We start from the raw sequence: 18,649 nt of genomic DNA on the forward strand, positions 1-18,649 counted from the left end.
GAGGGGGACGGCCAGGTTCATCACAGGCGGGGGCTGACCCATTCGACGACTGCAGCCAGCGCAGTGGCAAGGGCGGGCCCGTCCTCGCCACCACCCTGGGCGAGGTCCGGGCGTCCGCCGCCCTTGCCCCCGATCTGACCGGCGATATGGGACAACAGTTCCCCGGCCTTGACCTTGCCCATTGCGCTGCCGTTCACGCCTGCGACCAGGGCTGCCTTGCCGTCCTGGGCGCCGGCCAGCACGATCACCGCGTCGCCCAGCTGCTGCTTGAGGCGATCCATGGCGTCACGCAGGGCCTTGGCGTCGAAGCCCTCCAGGCGGGCAGCCAGCACCTTCACGCCAGCGACCTCGACGGCCTGGCCGGACAGGTCGGCCGTGGCACCCGCAGCAACCTTGGCCTTCACGGCCTCCAGTTCGCGCTCCAGCTGCTTCTGGCGCTGGCCGAGGGCACGGATCTTCTCGACCACGTCGGCGGCGCTGCCGCCGAGCAGCTCAGCGGCCTCGGCCAGGCGGGCCTCTTCGGCGTCCACGTAGTCCAGCGCGCCCTGGCCGGTCACGGCCTCAATGCGGCGCACGCCCGCGGAGACGCCGCTCTCGGAGGTGATCTTGAACAGGCCGATGTCGCCGGTACGGTTGACGTGGGTACCACCGCACAGCTCGGTGGAGTAGTCACCCATCTTCAGCACGCGCACGTGCTCGCCGTACTTCTCGCCGAACAGGGCCATCGCGCCGAAGTCCAGCGCTTCCTGCATGCCCATGGTGTGCACTTCGGCGGCGTTGTTGGCGCGCACCTGCTGGTTGACCTTGCGCTCGATCACCGCCAGTTCGTCGGCACTGATCGGCTGGAAGTGCGAGAAGTCGAAACGCAGGCGGTCCGGGGCGACCAGCGAGCCCTTCTGCTGCACGTGGGTGCCCAGCACTTCGCGCAGGGCGGCGTGCAGCAGGTGGGTGGCCGAATGGTTGAGAATGGTGGCGCCGCGGCGCTCGCCATCGACCTGGCCGGAGAGCACGTCGCCGACCTTCAGGCCGCCGTCGGACAGGGTGCCGACGTGGCCATGGAACTGGCCGGCGAACTTCTGGGTGTCTTCCACGACCATGCGCACGCCGTTGCCGGTCAGCACGCCGGTGTCGCCGACCTGGCCGCCGGACTCGGCGTAGAACGGGGTCTGGTTGGTGATGACGATGACTGCGTCACCCGCATCGGCCGACTGCACCGGACGACCGTCCTTGAGCAGGGCCAGCACGCTCAGGCCGTCGGCCTGCAGGCGGTCGTAGCCCAGGAACTGGGTCGGGCTGAGGGTCGCCACCAGCTCGGCTGGCAGGGTCACGCCGCCACCGAACTTGCCGGCCGCGCGCGCGGTCTCGCGCTGCTGCTCCATCGCGGCATCGAAGCCGGCGATGTCGACGGTCAGGTCGCGCTCGCGGGCGATGTCCTGGGTCAGGTCGAGCGGGAAGCCATAGGTGTCATACAGGCGGAAGGCGTCAACGCCCGGGATCACGCCATTGCTGGCCTTGCCGGCCACGTCCTCGAAGATCTTCATGCCGGCATCGAGGGTTTCGGCGAAACGCTCTTCCTCGGCCTGCAGCGCACGGATGACGGTGTCCACCGCCGCCGGCAGTTCCGGATAGGCCTCGCCCATCTGCTCGACCAGCGTCGGCACCAGCTTGCTGAAGAACGGCTGGCGCACGCCCAGCATCCAGCCGTGGCGCAGGGCGCGGCGGATGATACGGCGCAGCACGTAACCCCGGCCTTCGTTGGACGGCAGCACGCCGTCGACGATCAGGAACGAGCAGGCGCGGATGTGGTCGGCAATCACGCGCAGCGACTTGTTCTCCAGGTCGGCGGTGCCGGTCAGCTCGGAGGCCTTGCGGATCAGCGCCTGGAACAGGTCGATCTCGTAGTTGGTGTGCACGTGCTGCAGGATCGCAGCCAGGCGCTCCAGGCCCATGCCGGTATCCACGCACGGCGCCGGCAGCGGCACCAGGGTGCCGTCGGGCTGGCGGTCGAACTGCATGAACACCAGGTTCCAGATTTCGATGAAGCGGTCGCCGTCTTCATCCGGGGAACCCGGGGGGCCACCGGCGATATGGTCGCCGTGGTCGTAGAAGATCTCGGTGCACGGACCACACGGACCGGTGTCGGCCATCTGCCAGAAGTTGTCCGAAGCGAACGGCGCACCCTTGTTGTCGCCGATGCGCACGATGCGCTCTTCCGGCACGCCGACCATGTCGCGCCACAGCGCATAGGCTTCGTCATCGGTCTGGTAGACGGTGACCAGCAGGCGTTCGGCCGGCAGCTTCCAGACCTGGGTCAGCAGTTCCCAGGCCCAGGCGATCGCGTCCTTCTTGAAGTAGTCGCCGAACGACCAGTTGCCCAGCATTTCGAAGAAGGTGTGGTGGCGTGCGGTGTAGCCGACCTGGTCGAGATCGTTGTGCTTGCCGCCCGCGCGCAGGCAGCGCTGCACGTCGGCCGCGCGCACGTAGCTACGCTTCTCCGCGCCGAGGAACACGTCCTTGAACTGCACCATGCCGGAGTTGGTGAACAGCAGGGTCGGATCATTGCCCGGCACCAGCGCCGCCGAGGGCACGATGGTGTGGCCTTTGCCCTTGAAGAATTCAAGGAAGTCGCTGCGGATCTGGGATGTCGTGAATTTGGCGGATGCGTTCATTGGGGGCTGGCAGTCTGCGGGCCGGCGGACCCGGACCACCGGCCGTGTTGGCCAGAGTCGCGAGGGACCGCCGAAAACCTAAAGGGTATCAGGCCCGGCGCCGCCAGTCTCAGTCATCCGGGTCGTAGCGGGTCGCACGGCGGATGCTGTCGCCGTCGAAGCCCCGTCGGGCCAGCAGATCGGCGGCCTTGCGCCGCTGCGTCAGGTCCTGCGGACCGGCCTCGCCAAAGCGTCGGCGGACCAGATCACGGGCGTTCTCCTGCCAGTCGCCTTCGTAGCTGTCCATCGCTGCAGCAATCGCGGCACTGTCCAGGCCGTGGGTCCCCAGCTCGGCGCGGACATGGATCGGCCCATAACCGGTGTTGGCGCGCATCCTCACCAGGTTCTCGGCAAAACGGGTGTCGTCCTGCCAGCCCGCCTCGGTCAGCTTGGCGACAGCGGCCTGCGCGGCTTCGTCTTCGATGCCACGGGCGGTCAGCTTGCGGGTGAGTTCCTTGCGCGAGTGCTCGCGGCGGACCAGCAGGCCCAGCGCCCGTTGGACGGGAGTCTGCTCACGCTGCCGGCGCTTGCGGCCGGTGGGAATGTCTTCGGCGTCGGACATCGGTGCTCCAAGGGTGGCGCCGTCCTTGGCGCCCTGCCCATCCCTGGGCGATTCGAACCTGCGGGACAGGGCGACGTCACTGACGGCGCCGCCCTGCCCCACAGCAAGCCTTACTCGTCGTCGCCTTCGTCGTCGCCTTCCTCGCGGGCCGCTTCGGCCGGCTGGAATTTCTCACGCAGCTCGGCCTCGAGCTTGGCGGCGACGGTCGGGTTGTCGCGCAGGTAGCCGCGGGCATTGTCCTTGCCCTGGCCAATGCGCTCTTCACCATAGCTGTACCAGGCGCCGGCCTTCTCGACCAGCTTGGCATCCACGCCCATGTCGATCAGTTCGCCCTCGCGGCTGATGCCTTCGCCGTACAGGATCTCGGTGATGACCTGCTTGAACGGAGGCGCCAGCTTGTTCTTGACGACCTTGATCTTGGTCTGGTTGCCGATGATCTCATCGCCCTTCTTGATCGCACCGATACGGCGGATGTCCAGGCGGACCGAGGCATAGAACTTCAGCGCGTTGCCACCGGTGGTGGTTTCCGGGCTCTGGCCCGGCATCATCACGCCGATCTTCATGCGCAGCTGGTTGATGAAGATCACCAGGGTGTTGGAACGCTTGATGTTGCCGGTCAGCTTGCGCAGCGCCTGGCTCATCAGGCGGGCCTGCAGGCCCGGCAGCTGGTCACCCATTTCGCCTTCGATTTCGGCCTTCGGGGTCAGCGCGGCGACCGAGTCGACCACCAGGATGTCAACCGAGCCCGAACGGACCAGCATGTCGGCGATTTCCAGCGCCTGCTCACCGGTGTCCGGCTGCGACAGCAGCAGGTCGTCCACGTTCACGCCCAGCTTCGCGGCGTAGATCGGGTCAAGCGCGTGCTCGGCGTCGATGAAGGCTGCGGTACCGCCCATCTTCTGGCATTCGGCGATGGCCTGCAGGGTCAGGGTGGTCTTGCCCGAGGATTCCGGGCCGTAGATCTCAACGACACGGCCCTTCGGCAGACCGCCAATGCCCAGTGCGATGTCGAGCATCAGCGAACCGGTCGGGATGGCTTCGACGGGCTCGACCACGCGGTCGCCCATGCGCATCACCGAGCCCTTGCCGAACTGCTTCTCGATCTGGCCCAGAGCAGCAGCCAAGGCGCGCTTCTTGTTCTCGTCCATCGTATTGGTCCTTGCAGAGGTCATGTCGTTGGGGGTGCTGTCTTTGGGGGTCTTCTTTGCCATGGGTTCACTTTAAGTCGGACGTATCGCACAGGCTGAGATTCTGCCCGGCGCTCTGAAAAGAATTATCGGACATCCGTACCAACCTCAGTGGAACCAGAGAATCGCCACAAAAGACCGCGGGGTAATGCACTATGGAGCGGGTCAACGATTGGGCCGAAGCAGGCCGCAATAGAGGCCTTCGATCGCAAAATCCTGGTCCGGCAGCACCTCGATCGGCTTGTAATCGGGATTGCGTGGCAGCAGGCGGATGCGGTCCTTGGCGATCTTCAGCAGCTTGACGGTGATCTCGTCATCGATGCGGGCCACCACGATCTGCCCGGAACGGGCGTCGCGAGTGCGGTGTACGCCGATCAGGTCGCCGTCGAAGATGCCCTCGTCGATCATCGAGTCGCCCTGCACTTTCAGCAGGTAGTCCGGCGCCGGCGAGAAGAACACCCGGTCCAGCACCACGAAATCGTCGGAGCCGATGTCGGCACCGATCGGCAGGCCGGCAGCGACCCGGCCCAGCACCGGCAAGCGCAGCACGCTGTCCGGAAGGCCCGGCTCGGCGAGCTTTTCGACCGGCGGTGCCTGCACCAGACGGATGCCGCGAGCCTGGCCCGGGATGCGACGGATCGCACCGGCCTGCTCCAGGGCTTCCAGGTGGTACTGGGCCGCGCGCACGCCCTTGAAGCCGAACGCACGTGCGATTTCAGTCTGCGACGGCGGTGCGCCTTCGCTCTCGATACGCTCGGCGATCAACTGCAGGATCGCCTGCTGGGTGTCGGTCAGGTCCATGGTTAGTAGTATTACTACTAATGCGCACAACTGCAAGTGCCGGGTCTGTAGTGCCGAGCCATGCTCGGCAGTTGCGCCAATGGCCGGGCGGCAAAGGCAAAAGGCAGCCGACCAGCGATTGGCCCTACAGGAATCGCGCAACGATTCCGCGGTTCCAGTGGGGAACCGCTGCGGCAAGCACACTATGTGTGCTTGCCGCTCCTCCATATCGAGTACAGGATCCACACGCCACAGAAGCCGGCGCCGATGAACCCGCACACCCCCAGCGCCAGCAGCCAGCGACTGGAGACCCCGCCAACGCTGTGCATGACGATCGAGGACCCGATGATCAGCGCGGCGGTGACGATACCCATCACCAGCCGGTTCGCTGCCCGATTCACCTGTTCGCCGAAGCCCTGCAGCGCGGTGGTTTCCACCTTCAGCTGGAGGCGGCCGCGGCGTGCGGCCTGGACCAGCTTGCGCAGGTCGCGCGGCAATTCCCCGGCGAAGTCGACCAGGCCCAGCAGGCTGCGTCGGCCACGCTTGAGCAGCGCCTTGGGCGCATAGCGCTGCAGCACCACCCGTTCAAGGAACGGGCGCGCGGCACTGGCCATGTCGAAATCCGGGTCCAGCTGGCGACCCATGCCTTCCAGGGTCAGGAACGCCTTGATCATCAGCGCCAGATCGGCCGGCAGGGTCAGGCTGTAGCTGCGCAGCAGCTGGGTAATGTCACCCAGCATCAGGCCGATGCGCAGGTCCTTCAGCGGCACGCCGCGATACTGGTCGACGAACTGGCTGATGTCGTGCTGCAGGCGGTTCTCGTCCACTTCCACGCCGCCGGCCCAGTCCAGCAGCACATCGGCCACGCCCTGCGGGTCCTGCTCGACCAGCCCGTGCAGCAGCTGCGCGACCTGGAAGCGGCGCACTTCAGACAGCGCGCCGACCATGCCGAAGTCAATCACGCCGATGCGGCCGTCACGCAGGTAGAGGATGTTGCCGGGGTGCGGGTCGGCGTGGAAGCAGCCGTCCTCCAGCACCATCTTGAGCACGATGCCGGCACCGCGCCGAGCCAGTTCGCGCCGGTCCAGGCCCGCCGCATCGACGCCGGCCAGGTCACGCCCAGGAATGCCGTCGACGAAGTCCTGGACGTTCAGGCTTTCGCAGGTCCACTGCCAGTGCACGCTGGGGATCAGGATGTCGTCACGACCACTGAAGTTGCGCGCGATGCGCTCGGCGTTGCGGCATTCGGCGGCGAAATCCAGCTCGCGTCGCAACGACACGGTGAACTGCTGCACGACCTCGGCCGGACGATAGCGGCGCAGGTCCGGCAGCCGCGCCTCGACGATTTCGGCCAGGCGCGCCAGCAGCCGCAGGTCGGCCTCGACCACGTCGCGGATACCGGGACGCCGCACCTTCAGCACCACCTCGCGGCCGTCATGCAGGCGCGCGCGATGGGCCTGCGCCAGCGATGCGGCGGCCATCGGGATTTCATCGAGGAAGGCGAACACGTCTGCAGGCGAGGCACCCAGGTCGGCCTCCAGCTGCTCGCGGATATCGGCATACGGCAGCGCGGGTACCGCGTTCTGCAGCTCGGACAGTTCAGCGATCCATTCCGGCGGCAGCAGGTCGACGCGCGTCGCCAGCACCTGACCGAGCTTGACGAAGGTCGGGCCGAGATCCTGCATCGCGCTGCGTACGCGCACCGGCGCGGTCATCCGCAGCAGTTCCTGGCGATCCTCGTTCCAGTGCAACAGGCGCCCTGCGCGCTCCAGCGTGGTGGCCAGGCCGATGCGCCGCACCACGTCACCGAAGCCATAGCGGATCAGGACGACCGCAATTTCCTGCAGTCGGCCCAGGTCACGGACCGTGCCCAGCGTTTCCCACATCATGCGTGCTCCGGACAATTACCGGAGCAGCATGTCACAGCTGGGCGTCGATGCCGCGCAATGCCGCCGCTACGGTTTGCCGGCGGATGGCTTCGCGGTCGCCCTCGAACTGGAACAGCTCGGCGCGGGCGTAGCCGCCGCGCCGCTTCCAGCCGATCCAGACGCTGCCGACCGGCTTGCCAGGGCTGCCACCGCCCGGTCCGGCAATGCCGGTCACCGCCACCGCGATGCCGGCACCGGAATTGACCAGCGCACCCGACACCATCTCCAGCACGGTTTCGCGGCTGACCGCACCGTACTGCTCCAGGGTCTGCGCCCTCACGCCCAACAGCCGCTGCTTGGCTTCGTAGCTGTAGACCACCATGCCGCAGTCGAAGAATGCCGACGAACCTGCGATGTCGGTCATGCACTTTGCAATCCAGCCACCACTGCAGCTTTCAGCGGTCACCAGCTGCAGCGAGGCCTGCTCCAGGCGCTGCCCAAGCGCGGCGGACTGGATATTGAGTTCAGCGTCGGTGGGGATGGACATCGGCATGACGGTCGGGTGAAGAACCTGCACGTTGTACCGCAGATGACAGCCAGATGTCGCGCCCATCCGGGATGGTTGCGCTGCCGGCCGGCGGCCGGCACTACCGGGCATCGGCCGCTACCTCACCACTCCGGCAGTTTCTCCGGCAGCAGCGCGCGGATCGGCGCGCCATCGGCACTGGCGGCCAGCTTTTCAGCTTCGGCGATCGGCAGGTCGACCTGCAACAGCCAACCGTCTTCATCAGCCTGCTCGCTGCGGATCACTTCCAGCTGGTGCAGGCGCGCGCGCAGGCGGCCGGCATCCGGCGGCAGGCGCAGTTCGCCGGAGACATGCTGCAGGCCCAGGCGCTTGCCCAGCACCGCCTGCAGCAGCTCCAGCCCCCGCCCGTCACGCGCGGAAATCCAGACCCGCTCACGACGCGACTCATCCGGGATACCGTCCTGGCCATCGTGGCGCACGTCGGCGCCGTCGATGCGGTCGATCTTGTTGAACACCAGCAATTGCGGCAGGTCACCGGCACCGACTGCGGTCAGCACCTCGTCAACCTGGGCGATGCGCTCCTCGCGGTGCGGATCGGCAGCGTCGACCACATGCAGCAGGAAGTCGGCCTCGCGCGCCTCGGACAGGGTCGAGCGGAACGCCGCGACCAGATCATGCGGCAGATCGCGGACGAAGCCGACGGTATCGGCCAGCACCACGTTGCCCCCCGGCACCGCGATGCGGCGCACGGTCGGATCCAGCGTTGCGAACAGCTGGTCGGCGGCATAGGCCTCAGCGCCGGTCATGGCGTTGAACAGAGTCGACTTGCCGGCGTTGGTGTAGCCCACCAAGGCCACGCGCGGCAGCTCGCTGCGCACACGCGCACGGCGCATCTGGGTGCGCTGCACTTCGACCTTTTCCAGGCGCTTCTGCAGCTGCTCCACCCGCTTCTGCAGCAGGCGGCGGTCGGTTTCCAGCTGGGTTTCACCCGGGCCGCGCAGGCCGATCGAACCGCCGCGCTGGCGCTCCAGATGGGTCCAGCCGCGCACCAGCCGCGTAGCCAGGTGGCGCAGCTGTGCCAGTTCGACCTGCAGCTTGCCTTCGTGGCTGTGCGCACGCTGGGCGAAGATGTCCAGGATCAGGCCGGTGCGGTCGATCACCCGGCGCTCGAGGAAACGTTCCAGGTTGCGCTCCTGGCCCGGGCTCAATGCATGGTTGACCAGGATCAGGTCGGCCCCGCTGGCGTCGGCCGCAGCCTTGATCTCGTCCAGCTTGCCGCTGCCGATCAGGGTCGACGGATTCGGACGGTCCAGGCGCGCAGTGATCGTCGCGGCGATGCTGGCCCCGGCCGAGCGGGCCAGATCACCGAATTCTTCGAGCACATCGTCTTCCAGCTTGCCGAAATGGGGCTGGATCAACAGGGCGTGTTCACCCTTTTTCGAGCGGTCAAACATTCACCGCTCCGGTATTACTCGTCTGCTTCATCACCTGCCTGACCACCTTCACCCGACTGCACGTACCCACCGCCCGGACCGACCTTTACGTTGCGTGCCGGAACGACGGTGGAAATGGCATGCTTGTAGACCATCTGACTGACCGTGTTGCGCAGCAGGACCACGAACTGGTCGAACGACTCGATCGTGCCCTGCAGCTTGATGCCGTTCACCAGGTACACCGAAACCGGCACGCGTTCGCGCCGCAGTGCGTTCAAGAAAGGATCCTGCAGCGATTGCCCCTTGGACATTGCACACTCCTGATTATTGTTCTTATTGGGTTGCCGACGGTTGCCGCGGCCCCCGAGCCGCCCGCCGACCGATGGATGTTACACGGCTGGCAGGGATTCAGCGTGCGACGAAGGTCGACACCGCGCTGGCCAGGCGCTCCCCATCAACATGGGGGTCGAACCAGCGCGCATCAAGCTCGCCGCGCAGCCAGGTCAGCTGGCGCTTGGCCAGTTGCCGGGTGGCGAAGATCGCCTTGTCACGGAAACGGGCGGCGTCCCCCTCCCCATCCAGGTACTCCCAGGCCTGCCGATAGCCGACCGCGCGCACTGCCGGCAGGTCCAGGGGCGCCGCCACGGCAGCCATTTCCGGCATCGCGCGCAATGCCCGCACCTCGTCGAGAAACCCCTGCCCCAGCATGGCGTCGAAGCGCGCCTCGATGCGCTGGTGAAGAACCGCACGGTCGCGTGGGGCGAGGATCAGCTTGAGGGTGCGCACCGGCAATGGCGCTACGCCCGGCCGGCGCTGCCATTCAGTAATGGGGATACCGGTCAGGCGATAGACCTCCAGCGCCCGCTGGATGCGTTGCGGATCGGTGGCATGGATGCGTGCGGCGGCGGCCGGGTCGACCTTGGCCAGCTCGGCGTGCAGTGCCGCCCAGCCACGCTCGGTCGCCTCGGCGCTGAGCGCTTCGCGCATTGCCGGGTCGGCCTCCGGCATCGGCGACAGGCCCTGCAGCAGCGCCCGGAAGTACAGGCCGGTGCCACCGGCCAGGATCGGCGTCCTGCCACGCGCCACGATGTCGGCCACGACCCGCCCGGCATCGGCGGCGAACTCGGCCGCCGAGTAGGTCTGCCAGGGGTCACGCAGGTCCAGCAGATGGTGCGGCGCCTGCGCGCGCTCCGTCGCATCGGGCTTGGCCGAACCGATGTCCAGGTGGCGGTACACCAGTGCCGAGTCGACGCTGACGATTTCCCCACCCAGCTGCCGTGCCAGGGCGATCGCAGTGGCGGTCTTGCCACTGGCGGTCGGCCCCATCACGGCGATCGCCAGTGGCCGCCGATCGATACCCATCAGTCTTCGTCCGGCCAGCGGATCGTCGGCGCAGCGTCGGCGCGCGGCGTCGGTACGGCTTGCACCGCCTGCCAGATCTTCAGCGCATCAACTGTGGCCGCCACGTCATGCACGCGTACGATGCGCGCGCCACGCTGGACTGCGATCAGGTGCGCGGCCACCGAGGCCGCTACCCGCCCGGACGGCGTATCGCGACCGGTCAGTTCACCGAGACTGCGCTTGCGCGACAGGCCGGCCAGCATCGGCACGCCCAGCTCCAGAAAGCGCTCCGAACGCGCCAGCAGGGTCATGTTGTGGCCGGTGGTCTTGCCGAAGCCGAAACCGAGGTCGATCAGCAGGTTCTTCTTCGCGATGCCTGCCATCTCGGCAGCGAACAGGCGCTGCACCAGGAAGCCGTGCACCTCGGCGACCACATCGTCGTAGTGCGGATCGGCCTGCATGTGGCCCGGTTCGCCCTGCATGTGCATCAGCACTACCGGCACGCCGGTTTCCGCGGCGGCGTCCAGCGCCCCCTCCTGGCGCAGGCCGAAGATGTCGTTGATCATACCGGCGCCAGCGGCCACGGCCGCGCGCATCACTTCCGGCTTGAAGGTGTCGATGCTGATCGGCACGTGGGTCCGGGCCGCCAGCTGCTCGACCACCGGAATCACCCGGCCCAGCTCCTCCTCGACCGATACCGGCGTGGCGCCCGGGCGGGTCGATTCGCCGCCGATATCGAGAAGGTCCGCGCCCTCCTCGACCAGCTTCAGGCCATGAGCGACTGCGGCCTCGGTGGTGTCATGCGCGCCGCCATCGGAAAACGAGTCCGGGGTGACGTTGACGATGCCCATGACCTGGGCACGGTCGAGGCGCAGGATGCGGCCGGCGCAGTCAAGCTGGGGCGAGGTATCGAACATGGGCAATCCTGCTGGGACAACGAAAGGTAGTTTAGTTCGGCAGGGCTGCGCCCTGCACCCGCAGAGGCCAGAGCGACAGCAACAGCCGGAGCAACAGCGGGTTCACTGAAGAATGACGGGGTGGGTCCGGTTGCGGGGGCCGCTGCAAGTACGTCCATGTAAGCTCGGTCGCCGCATCCATGCGGCTCACGCCCCCGCAACCGGACCCACCCCGCCTTCGACAGATTTCCGCGATCTGCAGTAGATCCACGCCATGCGTGGATGAATCTCCATCGGAATCGAATATTTCGAATTGGAATCGAAATGCATCCACGCATGGCGTGGATCTGCCGTGTCGACCAAGGTCGACACCTACCAACAGCTCCCGGAATCTGTCAGAGGTGGGGCGGTGTCGGAGGGCGGGGTGTCAGCCGCATGGATGCGGCTGCCAAGCTTACAGGGACGTACTTGCAGCGTCCCCGCACTCCGACACCGCCCCGCCATCCCGCGGAAAGCCCGCTTTTGCTTTTGCTTTTGCTTTTGCTATTGAGGTTGCCGGCCAGCGGCCGGCACTACCACGGGTGCAGGGCGCAGCCCTGCCGACACCCTTCAACGGCGGCGGCGCCTGCGGTCCACGTACAGGGTCCTGGCGATGCTCAGCACGATGCCGACCGCGATACCCACCACGCAGCCCAGCAGCAGATTGTCGGCTCCGAGGCCCACACCCACGCCGACCACGGTGGCGATGACCATTTCGGCGGTGTGGGAAATCGGTTCGGGCTTCGGGGCGGACATGCGGGCTCCAGCGTCAGTTCGGTTCTTCGGAATGGGCCAGTAGCCCGGAAACGACGAAGCCGGGTTGCCCCGGCCTCGTCTGGTGTCACGCGTAGCGGACCGTCAGTGCGATTCGGCCGGGCCCGCGATCGGCGGCAGCGGACGGGCGTCGCCGCCCTTGTCGTTGCCACCATCCTTGTTCGACTTGCTCCAGCCGGCCGGCGGCGGCGGATCGCGGCCTTCCATGATGGCGTCGATCTGCGGCGCGTCGATCGTCTCGTACTGCAGCAGCAGCTGGGACATCGCGTGCAGCTTGTCCAGGTTGGCCGTCATCAGCTCGGTGGTGCGCGCGTAGGCTTCGTCGAGGATCTTGCGCACTTCCTCATCGATGCGGCGCGCGGTGTCGTTGGACACGCTCTTGTGCTGGGTGACCGATCGGCCCAGGAACACCTCGTCATCCTCTTCGCCATAGGCGATCGGGCCGAGCTGGTCGGACAGGCCCCACTTGGTGACCATGTTGCGGGCCATCTTGGTGGCGCGTTCGATGTCGTTGGAAGCGCCCGTGGTGACCTTGTCGGCACCGAAGATCAGCTCCTCGGCCACACGACCACCGTACAGCGAGCACAGCTGCGACTTGATCGCCACGCGGTTCATCGAATACTTGTCGCCTTCCGGCAGGTACATGGTCACGCCCAGCGCACGGCCGCGCGGGATGATCGTGACCTTGTAGACCGGGTCGTGCTCGGGCACCAGGCGGCCGACGATGGCGTGGCCGGCTTCGTGGTAGGCGGTCAGGGTCTTCTCTTCTTCGCTCATGGCCATCGAGCGGCGCTCGGCACCCATCAGGATCTTGTCACGGGCACGGTCGAAGTGGTCCATGCGGACTTCCTTCTCGTTGCCACGCGCGGCGAACAGGGCCGCCTCGTTGCACAGGTTGGCCAGATCAGCACCGGAGAAGCCCGGGGTACCCCGCGCGATCACCATCGGCTCGACATCGTCGGCGAGCGGCAGCTTGCGCATGTGGACCTTCAGGATGTGCTCACGGCCCTTCACGTCCGGCAGGCCAACCACGACCTGGCGGTCGAAACGGCCCGGACGCAGCAGCGCCGGGTCCAGCACGTCCGGGCGGTTGGTCGCGGCGATCACGATCACGCCTTCGCCACCCTCGAAACCATCCATTTCGACGAGCAGCTGGTTCAGGGTCTGCTCGCGCTCGTCATGACCGCCGCCCAGGCCGGCGCCACGGTGGCGACCGACGGCGTCGATTTCGTCGATGAAGATGATGCACGGGGCATGCTTCTTGGCCTGCTCGAACATGTCACGCACGCGGCTGGCGCCGACGCCCACGAACATTTCCACGAAGTCCGAACCGGAGATCGAGAAGAACGGCACCTTGGCTTCGCCGGCAATGGCCTTGGCCAGCAGCGTCTTGCCGGTACCCGGCGGGCCCACCATCAGCACGCCGCGCGGAATCTTGCCGCCCAGCTTGGTGAACTTGGACGGGTCGCGCAGGAAGTCGACCAGTTCACCCACTTCTTCCTTGGCCTCGTCGCAGCCGGCGACGTCGGCGAAGGTGACCTTGATCTGGTCTTCGCCCTGCAGCTTGGCGCGCGACTTGCCGAAGGACATCGCACCCTTGGCACCGCCGCCCCCGCCCTGCATCTGGCGCATGATGAACAACCAGAAGCCGATGATCAGGATGACCGGCAGGAAATTCATCAGGATCGCGCCGAGGGAGATGCCGCTGGACGGCTCCTCCTGCACGATCTCCACGTTCTTGGTGCGCAGCACGTTGATCAGGTCGCGATCGAACGGTGCGGTGATGGTGGATGTCTGCCCGCCGCGGGTAGTGTAGGTCAGCTGGCTGGTACCGCCGCGCATGTCGCCGCCGAAGGCGACCTTCTGCACGTTGCCGCTGTCCACCTGGTCCAGGAACTGCGAGTACGACGCACCCTGCGCGCCGGCTCCGGAGGACTTCGGCGAGAAGCTCTGGAAGACCACCATCAGCACGACGGCGACGACCACCCATAGCAGGAGGTTCTTGGTCAAGTCGTTCATCCTCATTGGCTCCGGTGTTCCTCTCAGTGCTGGCGTTGCGTGGGGGTCGAACTTGCGTACATTGCGAGCTTACTTCATGTGGGCGCGTTTTCCCTGACCCAAGGCGTACACCTCGGGAGAGCGCTTGCGCGAGGCTTCCGGCTTGCGGATGGAGACCTTGTCGTACCGGCGGCGCATCTCGCGCACGTAGTCGTCAAAGCCCTCGCCCTGGAACAGCTTGATCAGGAATGCCCCACCGGTCTTCAGGTGGTTGTCGGCAAAATCCAGGGCCAGCTCCGCCAGGTGCATCATCCGCGGCTGGTCGACCGCGCCTACACCACTCTTATTGGGGGCCATGTCCGACAGCACAAGGTCTACCGGCTGATCCCCGAGCATGGCTTCAAACTGCGATAGGACGGCTTCTTCCCTGAAGTCACCATGAAGGAACTCCACGCCGGCCAGCGGCGGCATGTCCAGGATGTCCAGGGCCAGCACGCGGCCGGTGTCGCCAATCTGTCTCCGAACCTGCTGAGACCAGCCGCCCGGTGCCGCGCCGAGGTCGACCACCACCATGTGCGGCTTCAGCAGCCGGTCACGTTCAAGCAGCTCTTCGAGCTTGTAGGCGGCGCGCGAGCGCATGCCTTCGGCCTGCGCCTTCTTCACGAAGGGGTCGGAGAAGTGTTCCTTGAGCCAGCGCTGGCTGCTTTTGCTGCGGGTAGCCATTGAAAATAGGGGCTGATGGGGTCCTCATGATACCCTGATCGCCCCATTCAACCGTGTTTTCCTGCATGTCCATCGCCCTGACCGCCTCCCAGACCCGTTTCCTGCGCGGCCAAGCCCACGACCTGAAGGCCCTGCTGCAGACCGGCGGCAAGGGCGTGACCCCGGCCTTCATCGCTGAGCTGAACGAAGTGCTGGAGCGCCACGAACTGGTCAAGGTGAAGGTCGCCGCCGAGGATCGCGACGCCCGTGACGTGATGATCGGCGAGATCGTCGAAGCCACCGGGAGCGCGCTGGTGCAGCGCATCGGCCACGTCGCCGTGCTGTACCGCCCGAGCAGGGAACAGCGCCAGATCGTGCTGCCGCGCGGCTGATCGCCCTACCGTCATGCAGCTGAACCACGAACCGCCCGACTACGCCTACAGCCTGCGCGCCGCCGATGGCCGCTCGGCCAAGGTCAATGACCAGGTGCTGGACGGCAGCTTCTTCCTGACCCCGGACCAGCTGGTCGCGCATTGGCCGGTGGCGAGTGCCGCTGCGTTGCAGCTGGCGGACCTCGAGCCGATCCTGGCGCTGAACCCGGCGCTGATCGTGCTGGGTACCGGTGACCGCCAGGTGTTCCCGCCGGCGGTGGTAATGGCCGCCTGCCTGTCCCGCGGCATCGGCCTGGAAGTGATGAACAATCCGGCTGCCGCACGCACCTTCAACATCCTGGCCGGCGAAGGCCGCAAGGTCGCCGCCGCCTTCATTCTCGAAGGCTGACGTGGCGTCGCCGGGCATGGCCCGGCGGTACCCTGGATCACACGTACTCTGTAGCGCCCGAGCCCATGCTCGGGCGGCGCCGCGACGCGGCGCGGAAAGCCGCCGGGCGTGACCCGGCGCTACCCGATCACACGGTGATCAGCGTGCCGGCAGGTACTGCTGCGGATCGACCGGCTTGCCGTTGTAGCGAATCTCGAAGTGGACCATGTCGCGGTTCGCACCGGTGCGGCCCATTTCGGCGATCTGCTCGCCAGCCTTCACGCTCTGCCCTTCATTCACCAGGCGCTTGCGGTTGTGACCATAGGCGGACAGCCACTGGTCGCTGTGCTTGATGATGATCAGTTCGCCGTAGCCGACCAGGCCGGCACCGGAGTACACCACCACACCGTTGGCGGTTGCCTTGACCGGCTGGCCGCTGGTGCCGGCGATGTCCACGCCCTGCTTGGTCGCGTCACCGGCCACGTAGCGGCCGACGATCGCGCCATCGGCTGGCCAGCGCCAGGCGATGTTGCTCTTCACCGGCCCGACCGGCGCCGGGGCCGGCGCGGTGCTGCCGCCACTGCTGCCAGCCGAACGCGGCGGGGTGACCACCGTGGTCGGCGCACGGCCGCTGGTGGCCCCCTGCGGATACAGGCGGATCACCTGGCCGGGGTAGATGGTCGACGGGTTGTCCAGACGATTCCAGGCAATCAGGTCGGCCGGGGTGATGTCATGGATGCGGGCCAGCGCATAGATGGTGTCGCCCTTGCGCACCACCACGGTCTGCCCAGGCTTGGGTACCGAGGTCTTCGGCGTGGTCACGCCACCAGCGTTGCCGCCGCCCGGGCGGACCACGGTGGCGGTACCGCAGGCGGCCAGTGTGGAAACCAGCAACGCCAGCGCGCCGATGCGCACTCCCTTGCTCAGACGATCAGGATTCATGCGAACTTCGACCTCCATACAAGCCAGGCGATCAGCACCACCACCAGCACGGTGGCGATCCAGCCCAGCGGTTCAATCCAGCGACGCAGCGCCGCTTCGGCACGCGCACCACCGATACGGATGACCGCGGCCAGCACGAACACGCGCTTGCCACGACCGATCAACATGCTCAACAGGTACTGCGGCATCGGTACGCCGACGATACCCGATGCCCACGTGAAGACCTTCATCGGGATCGGCATGAAGCCGCCCAGCACCAGGAAGGTGAACACCGCCCACGGTGATTCGGCCATCTTCGCCTGCACGGTGGTGATGCCCTGCTCGATCGCTGGAAGCATGCCCAGCGCCTCGAACACTGGCTTGATCGCCTCGAAAGCGTAATGACCCAGCGCATAACCAACCAGCGCGCCGACCATCGAGCCCGCCAGGCTGAGGGTGGCGAACCACCAGCCACGCTTGGGCTGGGCCACGCACATCGGTGCCAGCATCACTTCCGGCATCACCGGGAAGATGATCGCTTCAAAGAAACTCAATACCGTCAGATAGGTCGGCGCGCGTTCGTGCGCCGCCCACTTCATCGCCCGCTCGTACAGCGGCCCGAAAATCTTCATGCAACCCTGCTCCGTGGATTAGTCGAGCATGCCAGACAGCAGCGGCACGAACGTGACCGGCGCCAGCACGTGTTGTTCGATGCTGCCATCGGGCTTGCGGTCCAGCTGCACCAGCGACTGTCCGCCCGGGCCACCCACCGGCGCCACCAGGCGCCCCCCTTCAGCCAGCTGCCCGACCAGTTCATCGACCAGTGCAGGCGCCGCGGCGGTGACCACGATGGCATCGAACGGACCGTGCTCGGCCCATCCGGCGCGACCGTCGTCATGCTTGGTGCGGATGTTCATGCCCAGTGCGCGGAAGCGCTTGCGTGCCTGCCGCAACAGGTCACCGATTCGCTCCACGGTGTAGACCTCCAGGCCCAGCGCGCCCAGGATGGCGGCCTGGTAGCCCGAGCCGGTGCCGACTTCCAGCACGCGCTTCGGCGCGACCTGGAGCACCGCCTCGGTCATCCGGGCGACCACCCAGGGCTGCGAGATGGTCTGGCCATGGCCGATCGGCAGCGCGGTGTCCTCATAGGCACGCGAGGCCAGTGCTTCATCGATGAACAGGTGGCGCGGCACTACCCGGATTGCGTTCAAGGTGGACTCGTCGACGATGCCAGCTTCGCGCAGGCGATCGACCAGACGGTCACGCACGCGCTGCGAGGTCATGCCGATGCCGACAGCTTCCGGCTGCAGTCGCAGGCGTGGACTCATGCCGGCCGGTCCAGCGCGGCGCTGAGGCCACCCACCCAGCTGGCCACTTTCTCCAGCGCCTGGTAGCGGGTCAGGTCCACCTGGATCGGGGTGATCGAGATGTGGCCAGTACGCACCGCGTGGAAGTCGGTACCCGGGCCGGAGTCCTGCTCGCGCCCGGCAGGGCCGATCCAGTACACGTCGTTGCCGCGCGGATCCTTCTGCGCGATGCAGCCTTCGGCACGATGGCGGTTGCCAAGGCGGGTGACCTCGAAGCCCTGGACCTCGCTCCACGGCAGATCCGGCACGTTGACGTTGAGGATGGTGTCGGCCGGCAGCGGATCGGCCTTGAGCCGGGCCACGATCTCCACTGCGGCACGCGCGGCGGTGTCGAAGTGCTTCGGATCGTGGTTGCGGGTGACCAGCGAGACCGCCACCGCCGGCAGGCCGAGGAAGCGGCCTTCCATCGCCGCCGAGACGGTGCCGGAATAGATCACGTCGTCGCCGAGGTTGGCGGCGTTGTTGATGCCTGACACGACGATGTCCGGCTCGAATTCAAGCAGGCCGGTCAGCGCCAGATGCACGCAGTCGGTCGGCGTGCCCGCCACCGAGACGGTGTAATGGTCGATGCGCTTGAGCCGGATCGGAAGGTCCAGGGTCAGCGAGTTGCTGGCACCGGAGCGATCGCGATCAGGCGCGACCACCGTGACTTCGTGTCCAGCCTCGCGCAGCACCGAAGCAAGCATCCGGATGCCTGCGGCGTCGACACCATCGTCATTACTGACCAGGATTCGCATCTTCGATTTAACCGCTTGATTTTCCAAGAATTCGATTCCGTCACCGTGCAG

The 18,649-nt window shown here is 66.6% G+C and carries 19 protein-coding genes; 2 read left to right on the forward strand and 17 right to left on the reverse strand.

Going from position 1 to position 18,649, the window contains the following annotated elements; genetic code table 11:
• Positions 1 to 20 precede the first annotated feature (20 nt).
• The 13 genes from alaS to rlmE form a co-directional block, all read right to left on the reverse strand.
• Positions 21 to 2,669 carry an alanine--tRNA ligase gene (alaS, locus tag AC2A1N_RS10765; protein WP_242891884.1) on the reverse strand — a complete coding sequence of 883 codons (2,649 nt, stop codon included), beginning with the start codon at positions 2,667 to 2,669 and terminating at the stop codon, positions 21 to 23.
• A 109-nt stretch (positions 2,670 to 2,778) separates the two neighbouring features.
• Entirely contained in the window at positions 2,779 to 3,270 is a 492-nt protein-coding gene (recX, locus tag AC2A1N_RS10770) for a recombination regulator RecX (RefSeq protein ID WP_061480154.1), read from the reverse strand.
• A 110-nt stretch (positions 3,271 to 3,380) separates the two neighbouring features.
• A complete protein-coding gene (gene recA / locus AC2A1N_RS10775) occupies positions 3,381 to 4,418 on the reverse strand; it encodes a recombinase RecA (RefSeq protein WP_005416046.1) in 1,038 nt (345 codons plus the stop codon).
• A 204-nt stretch (positions 4,419 to 4,622) separates the two neighbouring features.
• Positions 4,623 to 5,258 carry a transcriptional repressor LexA gene (gene lexA / locus AC2A1N_RS10780; RefSeq protein ID WP_005416045.1) on the reverse strand — a complete coding sequence of 212 codons (636 nt, stop codon included), beginning with the start codon at positions 5,256 to 5,258 and terminating at the stop codon, positions 4,623 to 4,625.
• A 182-nt stretch (positions 5,259 to 5,440) separates the two neighbouring features.
• The gene (gene ubiB / locus AC2A1N_RS10785; protein WP_242891962.1) at positions 5,441 to 7,123 is read right to left on the reverse strand and encodes a 2-polyprenylphenol 6-hydroxylase; all 1,683 of its coding nucleotides are present in this window, start codon (positions 7,121 to 7,123) and stop codon (positions 5,441 to 5,443) included.
• 34 nt (positions 7,124 to 7,157) lie between these two features.
• Positions 7,158 to 7,652 (reverse strand): CinA family protein, encoded by a 495-nt coding sequence (locus AC2A1N_RS10790; RefSeq protein ID WP_484372232.1) that lies wholly within the window; start codon positions 7,650 to 7,652, stop codon positions 7,158 to 7,160.
• A gap of 122 nt (positions 7,653 to 7,774) precedes the next feature.
• Complete coding sequence (hflX, locus tag AC2A1N_RS10795; protein WP_154350533.1) at positions 7,775 to 9,085, reverse strand: ribosome rescue GTPase HflX; 1,311 nt, start codon at positions 9,083 to 9,085, stop codon at positions 7,775 to 7,777.
• Between the two features lie 14 nt (positions 9,086 to 9,099).
• Positions 9,100 to 9,375, reverse strand: a complete 276-nt coding sequence (gene hfq / locus AC2A1N_RS10800; protein WP_004152891.1) for an RNA chaperone Hfq — start codon at positions 9,373 to 9,375, stop codon at positions 9,100 to 9,102.
• Between the two features lie 97 nt (positions 9,376 to 9,472).
• On the reverse strand, positions 9,473 to 10,426 hold the full coding sequence (gene miaA / locus AC2A1N_RS10805) for a tRNA (adenosine(37)-N6)-dimethylallyltransferase MiaA (protein ID WP_242891886.1): 954 nt from the start codon (positions 10,424 to 10,426) through the stop codon (positions 9,473 to 9,475).
• Positions 10,426 to 11,322, reverse strand: a complete 897-nt coding sequence (folP, locus tag AC2A1N_RS10810) for a dihydropteroate synthase (protein WP_242891888.1) — start codon at positions 11,320 to 11,322, stop codon at positions 10,426 to 10,428. Before folP ends, miaA begins: the two co-directional genes overlap by 1 nt.
• Before the next feature lie 588 nt (positions 11,323 to 11,910).
• Positions 11,911 to 12,096 carry a hypothetical protein gene (locus AC2A1N_RS10815; RefSeq protein WP_061480158.1) on the reverse strand — a complete coding sequence of 62 codons (186 nt, stop codon included), beginning with the start codon at positions 12,094 to 12,096 and terminating at the stop codon, positions 11,911 to 11,913.
• A gap of 102 nt (positions 12,097 to 12,198) precedes the next feature.
• The gene (gene ftsH / locus AC2A1N_RS10820; protein WP_005416038.1) at positions 12,199 to 14,133 is read right to left on the reverse strand and encodes an ATP-dependent zinc metalloprotease FtsH; all 1,935 of its coding nucleotides are present in this window, start codon (positions 14,131 to 14,133) and stop codon (positions 12,199 to 12,201) included.
• Between the two features lie 69 nt (positions 14,134 to 14,202).
• Positions 14,203 to 14,835: a 23S rRNA (uridine(2552)-2'-O)-methyltransferase RlmE gene (gene rlmE, locus AC2A1N_RS10825; protein WP_006431652.1), complete on the reverse strand. Its 633-nt coding sequence runs from the start codon at positions 14,833 to 14,835 to the stop codon at positions 14,203 to 14,205.
• A 65-nt stretch (positions 14,836 to 14,900) separates the two neighbouring features.
• Here rlmE and yhbY point away from each other — a divergent pair, with 65 nt between their 5' ends.
• Together yhbY and AC2A1N_RS10835 are read left to right on the forward strand one after the other, a co-directional pair.
• Positions 14,901 to 15,206, forward strand: a complete 306-nt coding sequence (gene yhbY / locus AC2A1N_RS10830) for a ribosome assembly RNA-binding protein YhbY (RefSeq protein ID WP_057495897.1) — start codon at positions 14,901 to 14,903, stop codon at positions 15,204 to 15,206.
• Positions 15,207 to 15,219: 13 nt separating this feature from the next.
• Positions 15,220 to 15,594: an Mth938-like domain-containing protein gene (locus AC2A1N_RS10835; RefSeq protein ID WP_061480160.1), complete on the forward strand. Its 375-nt coding sequence runs from the start codon at positions 15,220 to 15,222 to the stop codon at positions 15,592 to 15,594.
• Between the two features lie 138 nt (positions 15,595 to 15,732).
• Here AC2A1N_RS10835 and AC2A1N_RS10840 read toward each other — a convergent pair whose 3' ends face one another.
• The 4 genes from AC2A1N_RS10840 to surE are packed head-to-tail and all read right to left on the reverse strand — an operon-like array spanning position 15,733 to position 18,598.
• A complete protein-coding gene (locus AC2A1N_RS10840; protein WP_005416034.1) occupies positions 15,733 to 16,515 on the reverse strand; it encodes a peptidoglycan DD-metalloendopeptidase family protein in 783 nt (260 codons plus the stop codon).
• Positions 16,512 to 17,126: a YqaA family protein gene (locus AC2A1N_RS10845; RefSeq protein WP_005416033.1), complete on the reverse strand. Its 615-nt coding sequence runs from the start codon at positions 17,124 to 17,126 to the stop codon at positions 16,512 to 16,514. The genes AC2A1N_RS10840 and AC2A1N_RS10845 overlap by 4 nt, the downstream gene beginning before the upstream one ends.
• 18 nt (positions 17,127 to 17,144) lie before the next feature.
• Entirely contained in the window at positions 17,145 to 17,822 is a 678-nt protein-coding gene (locus tag AC2A1N_RS10850) for a protein-L-isoaspartate(D-aspartate) O-methyltransferase (protein ID WP_061480161.1), read from the reverse strand.
• Positions 17,819 to 18,598, reverse strand: coding sequence for a 5'/3'-nucleotidase SurE (gene surE, locus AC2A1N_RS10855; RefSeq protein WP_061480162.1), 780 nt, complete (start codon positions 18,596 to 18,598; stop codon positions 17,819 to 17,821). The genes AC2A1N_RS10850 and surE overlap by 4 nt, the downstream gene beginning before the upstream one ends.
• Positions 18,599 to 18,649 lie beyond the last annotated feature (51 nt).

This window comes from Stenotrophomonas maltophilia group sp. SKK55 (assembly GCF_057179845.1).